Genomic DNA, 17,975 nt, shown 5'->3' on the forward strand with positions numbered 1-17,975 from the left:
CAGCGTCGGGGTTTGAGCTCCCCCTTCTCCCCTTGTGGGAGAAGGTGTCGTCGCAGGCGACGGATGAGGGGTGTTCCAGCGGAGTGAGGCGTCGGCGTTCCCTGGAGCACCCCTCATCCGTCTCGGCGCTGTTGCGCCGATCCACCCTGTCCCACAAGGGGAGAAGGGAAGGCGCGTATCGACCGTTGCCGAAAGGACAGCCAACATGAAAGAAATCTCCTGCAAGTTGCTCGTCATCGGCGCCGGTCCGGGCGGCTATATCTGCGCCATCCGCTCCGGCCAGCTCGGCGTCGATACGGTCATCGTCGAAGCGGGCAAGCCCGGCGGCACCTGCCTCAATGTCGGCTGCATTCCGTCGAAGGCGCTGATCCATGCGGCGGAGGAGTTCGAGAAGGTCTCGCATATGGCCGGCGGCAAGAGCCCGCTCGGCATTTCGGTCACCGCGCCCGCGCTCGACCTTGCCAGGACCGTCGCCTGGAAGGACGGCATTGTCAGCCGGCTCAACAGCGGCGTCGCCGGCCTGCTCAAGAAGGCTGGCGTGAAGACCGTGCAGGGCTGGGCGACATTCCGCGACGGCAAGACCGTCGAGGTCGAGACCGAGACCGGAAGCCAGATGATCCGCGCCGAGACGATCGTCATCGCCACCGGCTCGGCGCCGGTCGAGCTGCCTTTTCTTCCCTTTGGCGGGCCTGTCATATCGTCCACGGACGCGCTGGCCCTGAGCGAGGTTCCCAGGAAACTCGCGGTTGTCGGTGGCGGCTATATCGGGCTGGAACTGGGCATGGCCTTCGCGAAAATGGGCGCCAAGGTTACGGTGGTCGAGGCCTTGCCGCGCGTGCTGGCGCAGTATGACGCCGAATTGACCCGGCCTGTCGTCAAGCGGCTCGCGGCGCTCGGTATCGAGGTGATGACAGGCGCAAAGGCCAAGGGCCTGTCAACGAAGGGCGATGCCCTGCTGGTCGAGACAGCGGATGGCAAGAGCGCCAAGGTCGCCGCGGACAAGATCCTGGTGACGGTGGGACGCAAGCCGGTGACGGAAGGCTGGGGCCTCGACCAGATCGACCTCGACATGGCAGGCAAATTCATCAAGATCGACGACCAGTGCCGCACGTCGATGCGCGGCATCTTCGCAATCGGCGACGTGACCGGCGAGCCGATGCTGGCGCACCGGGCGATGGCGCAAGGTGAAATGGTCGCCGAGATCGTCGCCGGCCACAAGCGCGGCTGGGACAAGCGCTCGATTCCCGCCGTCTGCTTCACCGATCCGGAGCTGGTGACATCAGGGCTGTCGCCGGAGGAGGCCAAGGCCCAGGGCGAGGTCAAGATCGGCCTGTTCCCGTTCGCCGCCAATGGGCGGGCGATGACCAGGCTCGGCGAAGACGGCTTCGTCCGCGTCGTCGCCCGCGCGGACAATCATCTGGTGCTTGGCATCCAGGCCGTCGGGCAAGGCGTGTCGGAACTGGCGGCGGCTTTCGGGCTGGCGTTGGAAATGGGCGCACGGCTGGAGGATATCGCCGGAACCATCCATGCGCATCCGACGCAAGGCGAGGGGTTCCAGGAAGCGGCGCTGAAGGCGCTGGGCCACGCGCTGCATATTTGAACGGTTACCCTCCCCTTGTGGGGAGGGTCGATCCGCGAAGCGGAGCGTGGTGGGGGTCCTCGCCGACCGTCGGCGCTCACCCCCACCCCGTCTCGCAATTTCCGCTTCGCTCCGATTGCGAGCCGACCCTCCCCACAAGGGGGAGGGTAAAAAGCTCAGCTCGCCAGCCGGCTTACCATCTCGTGCTGGGCGTAGGCGCGGCCAAAGCGGTTGGCCAGAAATGCATCCAGCGCGATCTCTTCCTGCTTGACGAAACCGGTCGCCGGCAGGCTGCCGTCGGCCAGCATGTCGAGCACGGCGCAGATGCCGGACGCGGTGGTGATCTGGATGGCGCTGCGCACCTGGTTGCCGACGCGCTGCGAATAGATCTTGTTGGCGTAGGTCTCCTGCAGCAGGCGGCCGTTGCGGCGGCCGGAGACGGTGACGAAGACGATGACCACGTCCTGCAGCGTCGCCGGCAAAGCACTTTCGAAAATGTCCTTCAGCACGTCGCGGCGGTGACGCAGGCCGAGATCGTTGAGCAGCGCCTTCATGATCGCGGCATGGCCGGGATAGCGGATGGTGCGGTAGTTCAGCGTGCGCACCTTGCCCTTCAGCGTCTCGGCCAGCGTACCCAGCCCGCCCGACGTGTTGAACGCTTCGTAAGTGACGCCGTCGAGCGAGAATTCCTCGCGCTCCTCCAGCGGCGGCACTTCGACCAGCTCGCCCTCGACGATCGCCTCGCAGGGCTCGCAATATTCGTTGATGACGCCGTCGGTGCTCCAGGTCAGATTGTAGTTCAGCGCGTTGGACGGGTATTGCGGCAAGGCGCCGACGCGCATGCGCACGCTTTCGAGCGTATCGAAGCGGCTGGCGAGATCATTGGCGACGATCGAGATAAAACCCGGCGCCAGCCCGCATTGCGGGATGAAGGCGCTCTTGCCCGAACGCGCCAGTTCCTTGACGCGGCGGGTCGAGACGACATCCTCGGTGAGGTCGAGATAGTGCACGCCGGCGCTGGCCGCCGCCTCGGCGATGCGCGTGGTGAGATGGAAGGGGGCGGCGCTGAGCACCGCGAACTTGCCGGCGAGCGCTGCTTCCAGCGCGCCTACCGCCGCGATGTCGAGTTCAAGCGTCTCGACGCCGGCGGGCACTTCGGCCGCGGCGAGCTGTGCCGCCGAGCGGTCGACAAGGGTAACGTGGTAGTCGCCCGTCGCGGCGAGCATCCCTGCAATGGTCGAGCCGATCTTGCCGGCGCCGACGATAACGATGTTGTTCATGATCAATACCCCTGTCACTTCAATTCGGCGGGAATCATCGCAGCTTGCCTGTCGAAAGGAAGTGTGAAATCTGGCAGAGTGAACCCTAATATTAGCCAATTTGCCGAAGGAATTCGTCGAAATGCTCAGTGAAGCCGAACAGGCCCTTCTTTCCCTGCTGCGCGCCAACGCACGCGCCTCGACGGCCGAACTGGCGCGGCAGCTCGGCGTGTCGCGCACGACGGTGCAGAGCCGGATCGAGCGGCTGGAGCAGCGCGGCATCATTGCAGGCTACGGCGTCAGGCTCTCGGCGGACTATGAGCAAGGGCTGGTCAAGGCGCATGTGCTGCTCACCGTGACGCCCAAGCTTGCCGACAGGGTGGTACGGGCTCTGCAGGCGCTGCCGCCGGTCAGGACGCTGCATTCGGTCAGCGGCAATTTCGACATGATCGTCATTGTCGACGCCCCGTCGATCCGCGACCTCGACGCGCTGCTCGACCAGATCGGCGCCATGGACGGGGTCGAGCGGACCTCATCGTCGATCATCCTGTCGACGCGCATCGACCGCTGAGTGTCGGGGCCGGCTGTGTGGGGTCGGGTCGTCCCGAGAACAATTCCACCCCTTACTGATTTGTAAGAACCCGGCAAGGCGGCAGTATGATTGACGAGGCAGTGTCACGCCTGAACCGCTGCGGCTAAGACCGTCCCAAGCCGAAAGCCTGTCGTGTTCCGAGAGGTGGCTTTGTCCGTACCGCGCAATATTCCCGTCCGGGCTGGCCGGTGGATCTGGATCACGACCGGCATCGTGTTGCTGGCCATTGCCTTGGTGCTGATCGTCATGTCCGGAAACGAGCCGATGCCGGACTACGGCACCCATCTGTTCTGGTTCTGGTAGCGCCCAGATGCAGTACGACGAGACCTGGCGAGGTGCCGGGGTTGCCACATGGCCCACATCCAGCGCGGCGCGCTCCTTTCCGGCGTACCCGATCTCTCAGATGGCACTTCTCGTCATCATCTTCCTGATCTTCAGGATAGGGCTTGCATCGGTCATCCCACTTTCGATTGACGAAGCCTATGCGGTGGTGGTGTCACGCAGCCACTCGCTTTCCTATTTCGATCATCCTCCGATCGGCTTCGCGCTTGCCCGGTTCATGGCGGATATTTTCGGCTGCGAATGCCGGCTCGTGGTAAGACTTCCCTATGTGTTGCTCGGCTCTGCGTCGGCGTTGCTGCTTTTTGCGCTGACCCGATACGCCTATGGCGCCGTTGCCGCATTCTGGGCCGTTGCCTGGTATACGGTCGCCCCGTTCTTTCTTATCTCCGCCGGCCATTTCGTCGTTCCCGACGGGCCGCTTGATTTCTTTCTGCTGGCCGCCGCCTGCCTGGCCGCACCGATGCTTCTCGGCGCTGAAACCCGGTTTGCCCTTCCGCGCTGGTGCGTGGCCGGCGTGGCGCTCGGGCTGGCGCTGATGTCGAAATATCAGGCCGGTCTGTTCGGCATTTCCGCCCTGCTGGTCCTGCTGTTGACGAAACCGGGCCGGGACCAGCTTCGAACCGCCGGGCCATGGGTGGCCGGCGCCATCGCGGCACTTGGTCTGCTGCCGGTCATAATATGGAACATGGATCATGGCTGGATTTCCTTGGCATTCCAGTCCGGCCGGGGTACCGCCAACGAAGGCCATCTCCTGCATCCCGGCAACCTCGCCGTCACACTGCTCGGCCAGGCGCTCTATGTTTGGCCGCCGATCTGGCTGGTCGCCATGGCGTGCCTGTGGCGAGGTGCCTGGGCCGGCTCGGCAACGGATCGCTTCTTTGTGCTGCTTTCGGCGCTGCCCGTCGTGTTCTTCGACCTGGTCGCCCTGTTCAGTGCCCACTCGCTGCCGCACTGGTCGATGAGTGGCTTCCTGTTTGCCTTTCCGCTCGTCGGCCAATGGTGCGGCGCATTCTCGATGCGCAGGCGAACGTTGCTCATCGTGTCTATCGTTCTCGCCGCCGCTGTCGTTCCGCTTCTGGCCACCGGGTTTGCGGTGCAGGCGACAACCGGCGCCTTGACCAGGCCATTTTTCCAGAGGGCGCCGAAGTTCGACGTCAACTGGCAGCTCGTCGACTGGTCCGGGCTGACGGACAGCAAGGTTGCCGACGAGATCAGGCGCGCCAATGGATATGTCGTTGCCTCGAACTGGATGCAGGCGGCAAAGCTCGGCTACGAACTTGGCCCGGACATTCCGGTCGATGTGCTTCCCGGAGATCCGCGCCACTTCCAGTTCATGGACCACAGGCGACTCGCCAGCCAAACCGCCGGCTTCTTCATCGGAGCCATGAATTTCCGCGACGACGAGGCCGCCCAGGAAAAAGCCTATCGCGACAATCTCGGCGGCCTGTTTGTCGTCGACGGCGACGCTAGGCACATAACGCAACGGATCTCCGGATTTCCGGTCTTCGACATGCTGATCCTGCCGGTGAAGCGCGTAGCGCCGCCGCTCTCCAAGGCCGATGGGCAGCCGGCCGGGGGACAGCCATGAACCAGGCGACCACCTACCAGGACGCCCGCGTGGCGTTGACGGCGGAGAGCGCGTTGCCCGTCACGGCTGCGCATGGCGGCCCGGAAGTGACGATCGTCATTCCGACGCTGAACGAGCGCCCCAACATCGGCCTGCTGGTGGCCCGGCTGCGGCAATCGCTGGCGCACATCGACTGGGAAGTGGTCTTTGTCGATGACGACTCGAAGGACGGCACGATCCTGGCGGTTCACGATATTGCCGCCGGCGATCACCGGGTTCGCGGTATCAGGCGTATTGCTCGGCGAGGCCTCGCCGGAGCCTGCCTCGAGGGCATCCTGTCGAGCTCGGCGCCGATCGTCGCCGTCATGGACGGTGACCTGCAACACGACGAAACATGCCTGCCCGCCATGTTCGCGATCCTGCAAGGCGGTGAGGCCGACCTGGTGATTGCCAGCCGTTACGGGAGCGACGGCAGTGCCCGTGGCGGATTCACCAGGCTGCGGTCGAGCGTCAGCCGGCTGGCGACGTATCTTGCGCGCCTGCTCCTGAGAACGCCGATCCATGATCCGATGAGCGGGTTCTTCATGCTGCGCAGGGAAATCGTCGACGCCGTGGCGCCCCGGCTGTCGCGGCAAGGTTTCAAGATCCTGCTCGACATTGTCGCGTCTTCGCCAAGCGCCATCAGGATCAAGGAAATCCCTTACGTGTTTGCCCCGCGTCTGCACGGACAGAGCAAGCTCGACTCCCTGGTCGCGCTTGAATATGCCGGCCTGCTGGTCGCGAAAATGTCGGGAGACCTGATCTCGACGCGCTTCCTTGCCTTTGGCCTGGTCGGGTCCGCCGGCGTTGTCGTCCATCTCGCGGTCCTGCATGCATTGTTGCCGCACGGCCTGTCGTTTGCCGTCGCCCAGACAGCAGCCATGTTCACGGCAATGGCCTTCAACTACACCCTGAACAACGCCTTCACCTATCGCGACCAGCGCCGGCGCGGCTGGCGGTTCCTGACCGGCCTGCTTATGTTCGCCGCGCTTTGCAGCTTCGGCGTCGTGGCAGGTGTCGGCGTGTCGACGCTTCTCTACAGCGGCCACTCACGCTGGTGGGTTGCCGGCCTTGCCGGCGCAATCGTGGGCTCGGCGTGGAACTACATCACCAATTCCGCAATCACCTGGCGCCGCCAATAGAGCGGTCGCCGTTTCACGGAAACGGTTCATTTCTTTGCCTTGACGCGCGTCCGGACGGAAACCCGTCAGGCACTTTTCCGGGGACTTACTCCAACCGAGGCCGACCACGCATGTATCAATTCGACGCCGCGATCACCACCTGGATAAACACATGGGCCGGACATGCTCCGACGATTGATTCCGTGATGATCGGGATCTCGACGGCAGGCGTGCCGCTGCTGGTATTGGCGGTAGTGGCGCAGTGGTGGGTGCCGCGATCTGATCCGGCCATCCGTCATGTCCTGATAGCGGCCGGTCTTTCGTTCCTTATCGGACTTGGCATCAACCAGCTGATCCTGCTGTTCGTGCAACGGGCCCGCCCTTACGAGGCACATGTCACGCACCTCGTCATCGACAGGACCGTCGATTTCTCGTTCCCGTCTGATCATGCGACGGCAAGTTTCGCCATCGCGGCCGCCTTCCTTGTCCATGGCCTGTCCCGGCGCGGATTCTGGTTTCTTGCGGCGGCGCTGCTGATCGGGCTGTCGCGCGTCTATCTCGGGACCCACTACGCCAGCGACATTCTCGGCGGCGCCGCGACCGGCTTTCTGGCGGCGGTCCTGGTTCGCTTCGCGTACCGGGAAAACACCCGGCTCGATCGGCTGGTCACTGGAATACTTTGAAGAAGCCCGCCGACAGCCGTCGGGATCGCTGCCGGCGGGCCCCTCGGCCTTACGCATGTTCCCTGGAATTGCTCCAGGCGGCATTGGTTTATTTAGCCGGCTTGATACTCGATGCCGCCAGCATGCCAGCCTTGGTCGAGTAGGTCACGACCACCTTCTCGCCGACTTTCAGCGTCTCGGCTTCGATGCCTTCCGGCAAGGTGAAGGTCTTGCCGTCCGAAAGCGTGATCGAGTCGCCCTTCTTGTCAACGCTGGCGATGGTGCCTGTGGCTGCCTTGGCGAACGCACCGGTTGACGATACGGCGGCGAATATCATTGCGGCTGCGATAGCTGATTTCTTCATGGTCTTTTTCCCGTTTTGCTTGGTTGTGAAGCCGCAGGGCCATCGGCCCTTGGAGCGGCTAAACGAGCCTAGGCCGTGGAGTTGTCGGCGGGCTGGCCGCGAGTTTACAAATAGGTAACCGACGTCCAGCTCACAGGTCGCGCAACTGTTCCGCAGCCTGGCCCGCCGATGGCCTGGCGGACCAAACGGCGGCAGCCACCGAAGCGGCGACGAGGCCGAGCATGGTCGCCAGGTAAAGCCAGGGGATCGACAAGGCCTCGGGCGGCGGATCGAAAACGCCGGTCAGCAGCTTGACCAGAATCCATGCCGTCAGCAGGCCCGAAAGCAGGCCAAACACCATGCCGCCGACAAGGATCAGCAAACCTTCGCTCCACAGGAAGGCCGCGAGCTGGCGCGGTTTGGCGCCGATCGCGGCGAGGATGGCGAAAGGCCGGCGACGCTCGAGGAATCCAAGCGCCAGCATCAGTCCGGCGGCGGCGGCGGCCATGACGACAGCGAAGCCCAGTTCGATTGTCGTCAAGCCGCTGAGGTCGACCGCGGTCAGGCTCGAGCCGATAAGATGTGCTGCCTGGCCGATCTCGGCCACCTTCAGCGACGGATCGGATGTGAGCATCGACGAAGCCTGCCGCGCCAGTGCCGCGGGATCCGCCTTGGCCCGCATCAGCACGTATTCGGACGCATCGGAGCCGGTCATGCGGGCCACATAGGCCGAATTGGCGACAAGGAAGGAATCCTTGGGCGCGGTCGGAAATTCGCGGGCGACGCCGATGAACTTGAAGGCCACGGGATGATACTGGTGATCCCTGGCATCGATGAGCCGCAGATTGATGGTATCGCCTTGCTGGAGCTGGAAATCCTGCACGGTCTCTTCCGAGACCAGGACACCATCCGGCGTCGCGGCGAGCAGGGCAAGCGTGCCGGCCGCGCTGGCGCCGCTGAAATAGGCATCGGAAAGACTGGTTGCGTGTCCGATGCGGCTGGGGTCGATGCCATAGAGGTCCTGCAGGTCCGCGCCGACATAGGCGAAACGATGCTGCATGGGTTCCGCCGCTGCCGCGCCGGGCAACGAGGCGAGAGCCGCCAAGTGCGCTCCGGCGGGCTTGTCCGCCGTGCCGAAGACGGTGACGTCGGAACCGTTGGTCAACTCGGCGTCGATGCGCGCCTGGGCATTGTAGGTGGTGTTGAAGATGGCGGTCGACGCGGCGAAGGAGATGGCCAGCGCCGTCATCGCAATGCCGATCGTCAGCCGCCCCGATTGCCGCGACAGGGCGGCCGATACGACGGGCGCCAGTGTTCCCGATGCCGGAACAACCATCATTCGCAGGAGCGCGCCATTGCGGGCGATGACCGTGGCCGACAGCCGGATCGTCAGCAGCGCCATGCCGAGCCAGAACAGGGCCGGCGCGACGAACGCCTTGTAGTCCACCGCCGTTGCCGCCACGCCTTCGGGCGCAAGCACGACCTGATATCCGGTGCTCGCCGACTGCCAGAAGAACAATCCCGCCGCCGCGAGCAACAGGATATCCAGCCACAGGCGCTGCCAGAGCGGCGCCTGTAGCCGGCTCACGGTGCGCCGCGCCGCGCTAACGGTCGCCCAGCGCGCATCGCGCCAGGCCGGATAGAGAAAGGCGACGAACCCGACCAGCAGCCCGAAGAAGGCGACAAGAAGCAACGTCGGGCCGTCAACGCCAAGCGTCGCCTTGAAACCTGGTCCGGTTCCGGAAAGGAGCGGTGCGGCGGCCATTCCGATGGCGGTTCCACCTATTGCCGCCATGGCGGCTTCGGCGGCGGACAGAAACAGGATGTCCCTGGTCGTCGCGCCGCGGACGCGAAGCAGCGCCTGTTCCGTGCGTCGGCGTGCGGCGCCGGACGCAGTGACCGCAAAGGTAAGCGCGACCGCCAGCGCGACGCCGGGCAGCCCGAGAAACAGAAACAGCACGGAGGCGTACAGCGCATCCTCGCGGACCGCCCCGAGGCGCGAGCCGAGATTGTCGGCAATGATGGCCAGGCCGGCGATCCTTGCCTCGAGATTGCGCTGGGCGTCGGTGACAAAAGTGTAGGCCGTGACCGGATCCGGCGGCAGCGCCTCACGGGCTAGCCGCACATGCAATTGCAGCCGGGTGGTGTCGGGGCGGGCCTTCTGCTGCGGATCGAACAATTGCCGCCAGGCTTCCCGCGGCAGGATGAGGACATTGTCGGGTGGGGCCTGCGGCACGGCCTGGGGCGGCAGGCCGACAGCCTGGAACAGGGCGTCGGCGTCCGGGAGGTCGACCACACCGGCAATCCTCACCTCCGCCGGCGGCAGGCCCACCCGCTGGATCGAGACAGTGTCGCCAGGACCGACATGAAGGTTGGCGGCTGTCTGCTGGGCAATCAGCGCGCCGTCAAGGGTGCCGGAAAGCGAGCGGATTTCCGCCGGGAAATCGCTGGAATACCGGCTGTCGAAAGCAACCGCCTGACCGGGGCCCGTGGTCTGGGTCGTCTCGCCGGTCCGAGCCTCGAAGCCGGCGACGTCGGCATAGCGCACCTGATGCACGGCCTTGACCGGAGCGGCTTGCGCCAGCGCCTTGCCGATTAGGTCCGGATCGGCGCCGGGGACTACCTGCACCTGCCAGTCGATCGGGACCGCCGACACGGCGCGTGCGGTCATCGATGCACCGGCGTCGGCGAGGAAGAGCGACATCGCCGCCAGCAAGGCGACCGACAGCGCGATGCCGAAGGCAGCGCCGGCCACACGCAGGAAGCGGCGGGCGAGCACACCGCGAATCCATAGCAGGACCATCATGCCGCGGCCGCCCCTGGCCGATGCCCGGTGGTGAGCCGGCCGTGATCCATCGTCCAGCGCGTTGCCATGCGGTTGGCCATGGCTTCGTCATGCGTGGCAACCACCAGGGCGATGTCGGTGCCGTCCAGGCGGTCGAGCACGGCGTCGAAGAAGCGCAGCGCCGTTCGGCTGTCCAACTGCCCGGTGGGCTCGTCGGCCAGCACAAGCTTTGGACCCATGGCCAGGGCGCGCGCCATGGCAATGCGCTGGGCCTGGCCACCGGACAGTTCCTCCGGCAGCTTGTCGCCGAGTTCGCCGACGCCGAACGATCGCAGAAGCGATACCGCGATGTCGTTGGCGCCGGTATTCTCGCCGGCCAGCAGCAAGGGCAGGCCGACGTTCTGGGCAGCGGTGAGGGCGGGAAACAGGCTGGGCGACTGGAATACGAAACCGATATGGCGTGGCCTCAAGGTCTCGAACGCGCCAAGCCCGGGCCATTCGACGGTACCGGCCGTCGGCCGGTCGAGGCCGCCAAGAATATGCAGCAAGGTCGTCTTGCCGCTGCCCGAAGGTCCGACAAGAGCGATGCGCGCGCCTGAGGCAATCTCGCAGTCGACATCACGCAGCACGTCGATCCGACCGGCGTTGCCATCCCGGAAGTCTCGCCCGAGGCCTTTTGCGACGACGAGTGTCTCAGCCACGGTCGATCCTCCCATCCTTCAGCCTGACGATGCGATCGGCTTTCTGTGCCAGGGCCCTGCTGTGGGTCGCCAGCAGCGTCGCCAGTCCGGCGTCGCGCCGCGCCTCGAAATGAGCGATCAGCCGGGCTTCGGTCTCGCTATCGACCTCCGCCGTCGGCTCGTCGGCGATCAGGATCGGCGGATCGGCGGCCAGCGCGACAGCTAGGCCCGCGCGCGCCGTCTCGCCACCGGACAGTTCGGTCGGAAAAGCGCGTGCGCGATGCGAGAGGCCGACACTTTCCAGCAGGCTGGCCGTTCGCCGGTCGTCGGGCTTCCTGGCAAGCAGCATCTGCAATCGCAGGTTCTGTTCGACGGTCAAATGGCCGAACAGGTTTCCCGATTGCAGCAGGATGCCGAAGCTGGCGGCGCGAACGCGCGTGCGATGCGCCTCCGGACGCCGCGTCAGCCGGACGCCGGCTACCTCGACATAGCCGCCATCCGGTTCATCGAGGCCGGTCACGCAGGCCAGCAAGGTGGATTTGCCGCTGCCGGAGGGGCCGACCAGGGCGACGATCTCGCCGGCGGCGACGTGGAAACTGACGCCCCGCAATGCGGCCGTCTCGTCGTCGCCGATGTGGAAAAAACGATAGATTTCATGCACGTCCAACGCGTGCATCTCATTTCCACCGGAACGAGCTGGACATTAGTTGCCACTGGTCGACATTGTCGGCGCCCTTGGGCGCATAGAGTTCGAGCGCCACGAGCTTGCCGTCCTTGAAATAGAGATAGCGCTCATTCTCGAGGCGGACCTGCCGGTTGGTGACCGCGTTCGGTTCGGAGTTCGATGTGTAGACGATGCGGATCGCGGCGCCGGCCGGCAGCTTGACCTGCTTGACGGCGCTCACCCGCACCGCGCGTCCGGCGGCTTCGAGCTTGGCGACATAGTCCGCCTTGGTACTGTCGAGGGTCGGCGCGGCATTCGCATTGGAAACAGAGACCACGACGCCGTCCAGCTTGTCGACGAAGCTGGCGCCGTCGGCACGATCCGATCGTGCCCAGCCCTCCGGCACCTTCAGGGTGAAGCCTTCCGGCGAGGTATAGTCGATGAAGACCTGCGTATCGGGAATGTCGCCCGGAGGGTTCTTCTCCGGCTGGATGGGCTTCTCGGCGGCCGAGGCCGGCAAGCAACCAAGCGCCGGAACCAGACTTGTCGTGACCAGGCACGCCGCGACCGCGAGTGCCGGCAGGACGCTGATGGCTTTCCGAAAATGGGGTTTCATTTTCCACGGCCTTTCGATGGAAGGTGAGGTCCATCCAGTATGAAGCTGCAAGCTTACGGACGGGTCGCCAGTCCCATACGCTTTTGTAAGCTATTGCCGCTTTCGCAGGCTTTGACTCGCTTCGGCCTTATGGCGCTTGCGACCTTACGACTGGGAAGCTCACCACCACGGCAAGGCCGGGCCGGCAATCGTCAAGGGCGATGGATGCCCCGTGCAGATCGGCGATGGCCCTGACAAGACTGAGGCCAAGGCCGCTGCCCGGGGTCGAGCGGCTGTGGTCCAACCGGTAGAGCCGCTGAAATACCCTTTCGCGCTCCTCCGCAGGAATGCCGGGTCCGTCGTCGGCGACGCTGGCGAGGACACGTTCACCCTGGCGTGCCACCGACAATTTGATGGTCGTGCCGGGCGGGCAATGGCGCAGCGCGTTCTCGACCAGATTGGCCAACATCTGCGTCAACAGTTCCCTGTCGCCATGGATACGGTCCCCGATTCCGTTCAGTTGCGAGAACGACAGCACCTTTCCGTCGTCCTCGGCAACGTCGGCGTAGATCTCGGCCATGGTCTGCAGGATCTCGTCGAGGTCGACATCAGTAAAGCGGGCCTTGCGCGCGCCGGCTTCGATCTGGGCGATCCGCAACAGCGCATCGAAGGTCTCGTTGATCTGATAGCCCTCCGCGCGCGCATCGGCGAGATCGTCGGAGACGTCCTGATCCCGCGCGGCCTTGTCGGCGGCGCCTTCCAGGATCATTTGCAACCGGTTGAGCGGCGTCTTCAAATCGTGCGCGATGTTGGTGCTGACCTGTTTCATGCCGTCGACCAGGCCCGACAGCCGGTCGAGCGCCGCATTGACCTGGCCGGAAACCATGTCGATGTCGTCGCCATTGCCGGTCAGCGGGATGCGCGTGTCGAGCCGGCCATGCGAGACGTCGACCATGGTGGCGGCAATGCCGTCGAGACGGCGTTGGACGCGCGAGGCGAGCAGGGCGCCGCCGGCGATCGCCAGCCCGGTGATGATCAGGGTTGCCCAGCCGAAGCTCATCAGCATGATCGTCTCCAGTTCCTCCGTCTCGGACAGGCTGAAGGCGATGGTCAGGTTGTTGCCGCCGACCGAGCCGGAATAGGCGCGGTATTCGGTATCGGGAGGCAGGCCGGGCATTTCGGCCCCGAACATCGAAAAGCCGTCGGGAAGCTCCGCCGCGGTGAAGTTGCCGGCCAGACGGTTGCCGGCCGCGTCGGTCAGCGAAAAGAGCTGTTCCTTCCTCGGGCTGCGCGTGGAGTGGCTTTGGACGGTCTCCACCAGCTCCTTGAGGTCGTTGTCGGCATAGGTCGCGGCGACGACGGAGTAGGTTTCCTTGATGCTGTCATCGAGCTGCTCGGCAAGATCGGCGCTCATCATCTGGTAGACGATGGCGCCCGCCAGCACGAAGGCCAGCATGAACAGGAAAGCAAACGTCAAGGCGAGCCGGAACGGCGTGCTGCGCAGCAGGCGGGCCCAGGTTCCGGTCATGATGCAAGAGGTGCGTGCAGGCTGTAACCGGTGTTGCGGACGGTATGGATAAGCTGGGTTTCGAACGGCTTGTCGATCTTGGCGCGCAGCCGGCTGATATGGGTCTCCACGACACTGGTCTTGGGGTCGAAATGAAAGTCCCAGACGCGCTCCAGAAGCATGGTGCGGGTGATCACGCGGCCTTCGCCGCGCATCAGCACCTCCAGCAGGCTGAACTCGCGCGGCTGCAGGTCGATCGGCTGGCCCTGCCTGGCAACGCGGCGCATGATGAGGTCCATTTCGAGGTCGCCGACCCGCAGAACGGTCTTCTGCTCCAACGCCGCCGGGCGGCGGCCAAGGGCGTTTATACGGGCGAGAAGCTCCGAAAAGGCGAAGGGCTTGACCAGATAGTCGTCGCCGCCGGCTTCCAGCCCCTCGACGCGGTCGTCAACGCCGCCGACGGAGGTGAGAAAGATGGCCGGCGTGCGCACGCCGGCGGCGCGGACCGCCTTGATCATCGACAGGCCGTCGAGACCCGGGATCATGCGATCGGCTATGATCACGTCATAGGCGCCGCTGGTCGCCGCGAAAAGCGCGTCATGGCCATCGCGCAGGAGGTCGCAGACATGGCCGGCCTCGGTCAGTCCCCTGACGATGTAGTCCGCGGTCCTGTGGTCGTCCTCGACAAGAAGAAGTCGCATTGGCTTATCCGGGTCTTTGCCGATATCGGCGACAGGCTATCACCGGGACGGGTCCTTTCCTAGGACGGTCAGGGAATGGCAAGCCACGCAGCGCATGCCGAACCCTCAATCCGATTCCAGCAGGATCTCGTCGGCATCGTCGGCGGTTCTCTTCAATGTCATATAGAGAACCAGGGCGATGATGCAGCCCAGGAAGATCACGCTGGTGAAGGTGGTGCCGAAGCCAAGGCCGCCATATTCGCCCGGTTGCGACAGCAAGTCGCCAAAGGAAGCGCCAAGCGGCCGCGTCAGGATATAGGCAAGCCAGAAGGCCAGGATAGCGTCCAGATGGAGGAGATAGTAGGCAAGTGCGATGAGTGCGATCACGCCGCCGAACAGCAGGCCCGTGGTCAGATAGCCCATGTCGAAGCTTTCCGCGACCAGGTCGCCGGCGGCGGTGCCGAGCGAGAAGGTGAAGAGGATCGCCAGCCAGTAGAAGATCTCGCGCCTGGTCGTGAAGATGGTGTGGATCGAGAGCGTCCGCTCGCTGGCGTACCAGACCGCGAACGTCGCCGCGAGCACCACGCTGAAGGCGATCGTGGTGGTCTGCAGGCGTACGCCGAAATTGTCGACGAGGTTGTCGGTGATCAGCGTGCCGACGACGCTGATCAGCACCACGGCCAGCCAGTAGGCCCAGGGCACGTAGCGTTTCTGGGCGAACTGCAGGACAAGGGCAACGACCAGAACGCCGGTCATGATCAGCGATGTGGCGGTCAGTCCGAGTCCGAGGTTGACGGCCAGATAGTCGGCCGCCGTCTCGCCCATGGTCACCGCCATCAGCTTGATCAGCCAGAAATCGAAGGTGACATCCGGAACCCTGTTCTGGGCCGGCCCGGCGGGCTGCTTGTTGCTGGGGAGCATGGCTGAAGTCCTGATTTTGATGGTCGTGGCGGGATGAAAGCGCATCGCGAGGGAGTCATGCGATCCGCCCCTATTGATGCATGTCTTCTCAATCGCCCGCACACCCTCGGATGATGCCCGAGGGTGCTTTGGACGGCATGGATTACTTGCCCATGACCTTCATGGCCTGGGCGAAGAAGTCGTCGGCGCGCTTGTCGTCATCCGCGTTGCAGCGTTCGATTCCCTTGGTCTCCAGTTCCGAGACCTTGTTCTTGTCCGCGTCATTGAGCTTGGCCGCCGACTCCGCCGCGCGCAGTGCCTTCAGTGTTTCCTCGCAAGGCGCAGTGGCCGCGAAAACCGGACCGGATGCGGTGAGGAGGCCCAATGCGACCGCAAGTGCAAATTTTCTCATGAAACCATTCCCTGTCTGATGCCGGTGGTCCGGCTGCCGTAAACTGAAGCCGGCCCCAAAATGGCGGGCTGGCATTCGAACGATAGGGAAGCGACTTCACTCCAGCCTGTCCGGCGGCATACAATTTCGTAAGAATGAACCTGGGCCGCGCAAAAGGCCTTTACGAACCTCGCGCGCTGCGCTGATAGAAGCCACCGCCTTGTATCCGCCATCAATGGCGTGCCCCAGTGCCCGAACCTGCAATCCGTGCCCCAGGAAAACCCGAATGACCTATGCTTCCCTCAAGCCGGTTTCGAATGCGTTCGTCCAACGCAAACGGCTGATCTTCGTGCGGGTGGCGGCGGTGCTGGCGGTGCTGCTCCTGTTTCTCACCAAGCCGGCGCTCACCGAGGGCTCGGAAGGTCACGAAGCCCTCGAATTCTTCGGTTTCTGCCTGGTGCTGGTCTGCGTCGCCGGCCGGCTCTGGAGCATTCTCTATGTCGGCGGCAAGAAGAACGAGGAACTGGTTTCAACCGGCCCGTTTTCCATGAGCCAGAACCCGCTCTATTTCTTTTCGACCGTCGGCGCGGTCGGCATCGGTCTGCTCTATGGCTCGCTGGTGGCGGCGGCAATCCTTGGCCTTGCCAGCTTTCTCATCTTCCGCGTCACGGCGCGCAAGGAAGCCGAATATCTCCTGGGCAAATTCGGCCCGGCCTATGCGGCCTATATCAAGGCGACGCCCAGGTTCTGGCCGAACCCGCTGCTCTACCGTGACAATGACGAGCTGCAGTTCTCGACGCGCGCGCTCAAGCGCACCTTCTATGACGGGCTCTATTTCCTGGCCATCTTCCCGGCCATCGAGCTGATCGAGTATTTCCGGGAGACGGGCATGCTGTTCCCGGCCTTCGTCACGCTCTACTGACCATCCATTAGCCGGCTAATTTGTCACGCTGCGCTTCGGCTGTCGAGCAACCTGTAATACTGGCTGAAGGCGAAGACACCGACCTTGCGCAAGGCATGCAGCGCGTAGCGGTCGGGGGCGGTGACCGGGAACGGCAGGTCGGCCGGCGCGGTGCCCAGGGCAAGATCGGCAAGCAGCCTGCCTGTCGTCGTGCAGGCGGCAACACCGCGTCCGTTGCAGCCAAGCGCGGTGAACAGGCCAGGCGCCAGCATGTGGATATGCGGCATCGTGTCCTTGGTGATCGCGACCTTGCCGCTCCAGACGAATTCGACCGGGGCGCCCGCCGCCTGCGGGAAGATGCGGGCAAGGGCGGCCTTCAGGGGTGCCGCATCGTCCATGGTCGGATTGTCGTCGACCGGCGAGCGGCCGCCCATCACCAGCCGGCCTTCATGGTCGAGGCGGAAATAGAGCAGGAGCCGCCTGGTGTCGGCGACGCCCTGGCCGCCCGGCAGGATGGTGCGGCGCAGCGCCGGCGACAGCGGCTGCGTGGCGATCTGGAAGCTGGTCACCGGGATGACGGTCTGGCGCAGACCCGGCCACAGGTTTCCGGTGTAGGCGTTGGTGGCCAGCACGACCTGCCGCGCGCGGATCGAGGCTTGTCCGAGATCGAGCCGCCAGTTGTCACCTTCGCGCCTGAGGCCAAGCGCCGGCGACCGCGCCAGCACGGTGGCGCCCTGCGAGATGGCGGCGGCGGCCAGGCCACGCGCGTAGCTCAGCGGCTGCAGCACGCCGCCGCGCGGATCGAACCAGCCGCCATGATAGGCCTCGGGCGCCGAGCCGGTGAGATCGGCCATTTGCTGACGGTCGAGCAGGCGCGCCTCGACGCCCCTGGCGCGCCACTGCCGGAAGCGGGGCGTCACGATGTCCGAAAAAGGCCTGGGTCCGTGCGCGCCTTGGATCCAGCCGCTGCGCTCGGCGTGGCAGTCGATGCGGTACTTCTCGATGAGATCGAAGACCAGATCGCCGCCGGCACCAAAGGTCTCGGTGATGGCGCTCCCCAGCTTCCGGCCGAACTTGGCTTCTAGCGTGTCGGGATCGTGCTTCAGCCCGGCGATGATCTGCCCGCCATTGCGCCCGGAAGCGCCCCAGCCGGGTTCGCTGGCCTCCACCACGATCACCTTCCTGCCGGCCTGCGACAAATGAAGAGCGGCGCTCAAGCCCGTATAGCCGGCGCCGACAATGGCGACGTCGGCCACGGCATCGCCTTTTGCCCCGGCATAGAGCGGGGCGGGGGTGGCCGTCGCCGCCCACAGGCTGGCCGGCAAAGCTTGGGGTGCGTCAACAGGCATGTCTTCTCCGGCGAGGTCG

Annotated in this window: 18 protein-coding genes; 7 read left to right on the forward strand and 11 right to left on the reverse strand. The window is 64.7% G+C overall.

Annotated features, from left to right (window positions below; all coding sequences use genetic code 11):
• Positions 1-205 precede the first annotated feature (205 nt).
• Positions 206-1,600 (forward strand): dihydrolipoyl dehydrogenase, encoded by a 1,395-nt coding sequence (gene lpdA / locus AC07UC_RS05145; protein ID WP_494904458.1) that lies wholly within the window; start codon positions 206-208, stop codon positions 1,598-1,600.
• A 155-nt stretch (positions 1,601-1,755) separates the two neighbouring features.
• Here lpdA and AC07UC_RS05150 read toward each other — a convergent pair whose 3' ends face one another.
• Positions 1,756-2,859, reverse strand: coding sequence for a saccharopine dehydrogenase family protein (locus AC07UC_RS05150; RefSeq protein ID WP_140776312.1), 1,104 nt, complete (start codon positions 2,857-2,859; stop codon positions 1,756-1,758).
• 121 nt (positions 2,860-2,980) lie between these two features.
• On the opposite strand from AC07UC_RS05150, the gene AC07UC_RS05155 reads away from it, so the two are divergent.
• The 5 genes from AC07UC_RS05155 to AC07UC_RS05175 all read left to right on the forward strand — a co-directional run bounded on the left by AC07UC_RS05155 (position 2,981) and on the right by AC07UC_RS05175 (position 7,182).
• Entirely contained in the window at positions 2,981-3,409 is a 429-nt protein-coding gene (locus AC07UC_RS05155; RefSeq protein ID WP_202325261.1) for an Lrp/AsnC family transcriptional regulator, read from the forward strand.
• A gap of 171 nt (positions 3,410-3,580) precedes the next feature.
• Positions 3,581-3,733: a hypothetical protein gene (locus tag AC07UC_RS05160; protein WP_202325262.1), complete on the forward strand. Its 153-nt coding sequence runs from the start codon at positions 3,581-3,583 to the stop codon at positions 3,731-3,733.
• A 100-nt stretch (positions 3,734-3,833) separates the two neighbouring features.
• Positions 3,834-5,360: an ArnT family glycosyltransferase gene (locus tag AC07UC_RS05165; RefSeq protein ID WP_494904461.1), complete on the forward strand. Its 1,527-nt coding sequence runs from the start codon at positions 3,834-3,836 to the stop codon at positions 5,358-5,360.
• Complete coding sequence (locus tag AC07UC_RS05170) at positions 5,357-6,520, forward strand: glycosyltransferase family 2 protein (RefSeq protein ID WP_494904463.1); 1,164 nt, start codon at positions 5,357-5,359, stop codon at positions 6,518-6,520. The genes AC07UC_RS05165 and AC07UC_RS05170 overlap by 4 nt, the downstream gene beginning before the upstream one ends.
• 110 nt (positions 6,521-6,630) lie before the next feature.
• On the forward strand, positions 6,631-7,182 hold the full coding sequence (locus AC07UC_RS05175) for a phosphatase PAP2 family protein (protein ID WP_494904465.1): 552 nt from the start codon (positions 6,631-6,633) through the stop codon (positions 7,180-7,182).
• An 88-nt stretch (positions 7,183-7,270) separates the two neighbouring features.
• Here the strand turns inward: AC07UC_RS05175 and AC07UC_RS05180 are convergent, their stop codons facing one another.
• The 9 genes from AC07UC_RS05180 to AC07UC_RS05220 all read right to left on the reverse strand — a co-directional run bounded on the left by AC07UC_RS05180 (position 7,271) and on the right by AC07UC_RS05220 (position 15,727).
• Positions 7,271-7,525, reverse strand: coding sequence for a DUF1344 domain-containing protein (locus AC07UC_RS05180; protein ID WP_494904467.1), 255 nt, complete (start codon positions 7,523-7,525; stop codon positions 7,271-7,273).
• A gap of 130 nt (positions 7,526-7,655) precedes the next feature.
• The gene (locus tag AC07UC_RS05185) at positions 7,656-10,310 is read right to left on the reverse strand and encodes an FtsX-like permease family protein (protein ID WP_494904469.1); all 2,655 of its coding nucleotides are present in this window, start codon (positions 10,308-10,310) and stop codon (positions 7,656-7,658) included.
• Positions 10,307-10,990, reverse strand: a complete 684-nt coding sequence (locus tag AC07UC_RS05190; RefSeq protein WP_494904471.1) for an ABC transporter ATP-binding protein — start codon at positions 10,988-10,990, stop codon at positions 10,307-10,309. Before AC07UC_RS05190 ends, AC07UC_RS05185 begins: the two co-directional genes overlap by 4 nt.
• On the reverse strand, positions 10,983-11,645 hold the full coding sequence (locus AC07UC_RS05195) for an ABC transporter ATP-binding protein (protein ID WP_494904473.1): 663 nt from the start codon (positions 11,643-11,645) through the stop codon (positions 10,983-10,985). The genes AC07UC_RS05190 and AC07UC_RS05195 overlap by 8 nt, the downstream gene beginning before the upstream one ends.
• A gap of 1 nt (position 11,646) precedes the next feature.
• Entirely contained in the window at positions 11,647-12,249 is a 603-nt protein-coding gene (locus AC07UC_RS05200) for a hypothetical protein (protein ID WP_494904475.1), read from the reverse strand.
• A 127-nt stretch (positions 12,250-12,376) separates the two neighbouring features.
• Positions 12,377-13,756 carry a HAMP domain-containing sensor histidine kinase gene (locus AC07UC_RS05205; RefSeq protein ID WP_140776292.1) on the reverse strand — a complete coding sequence of 460 codons (1,380 nt, stop codon included), beginning with the start codon at positions 13,754-13,756 and terminating at the stop codon, positions 12,377-12,379.
• A complete protein-coding gene (locus AC07UC_RS05210; RefSeq protein ID WP_140776290.1) occupies positions 13,753-14,436 on the reverse strand; it encodes a winged helix-turn-helix domain-containing protein in 684 nt (227 codons plus the stop codon). The genes AC07UC_RS05205 and AC07UC_RS05210 overlap by 4 nt, the downstream gene beginning before the upstream one ends.
• A 105-nt stretch (positions 14,437-14,541) precedes the next feature.
• Entirely contained in the window at positions 14,542-15,336 is a 795-nt protein-coding gene (locus AC07UC_RS05215; RefSeq protein WP_140776288.1) for a COG4705 family protein, read from the reverse strand.
• A 142-nt stretch (positions 15,337-15,478) separates the two neighbouring features.
• Positions 15,479-15,727 carry a hypothetical protein gene (locus tag AC07UC_RS05220; protein ID WP_494904478.1) on the reverse strand — a complete coding sequence of 83 codons (249 nt, stop codon included), beginning with the start codon at positions 15,725-15,727 and terminating at the stop codon, positions 15,479-15,481.
• A 265-nt stretch (positions 15,728-15,992) separates the two neighbouring features.
• Here AC07UC_RS05220 and AC07UC_RS05225 point away from each other — a divergent pair, with 265 nt between their 5' ends.
• Positions 15,993-16,628 (forward strand): methyltransferase family protein, encoded by a 636-nt coding sequence (locus AC07UC_RS05225; protein ID WP_140776284.1) that lies wholly within the window; start codon positions 15,993-15,995, stop codon positions 16,626-16,628.
• Between the two features lie 23 nt (positions 16,629-16,651).
• Here the strand turns inward: AC07UC_RS05225 and AC07UC_RS05230 are convergent, their stop codons facing one another.
• Positions 16,652-17,956 carry an NAD(P)/FAD-dependent oxidoreductase gene (locus AC07UC_RS05230; RefSeq protein WP_494904480.1) on the reverse strand — a complete coding sequence of 435 codons (1,305 nt, stop codon included), beginning with the start codon at positions 17,954-17,956 and terminating at the stop codon, positions 16,652-16,654.
• Between the last annotated feature and the right edge of the window lie 19 nt (positions 17,957-17,975).

It is taken from the genome of Mesorhizobium sp. GW821-FHT04C10 (assembly GCF_059420305.1).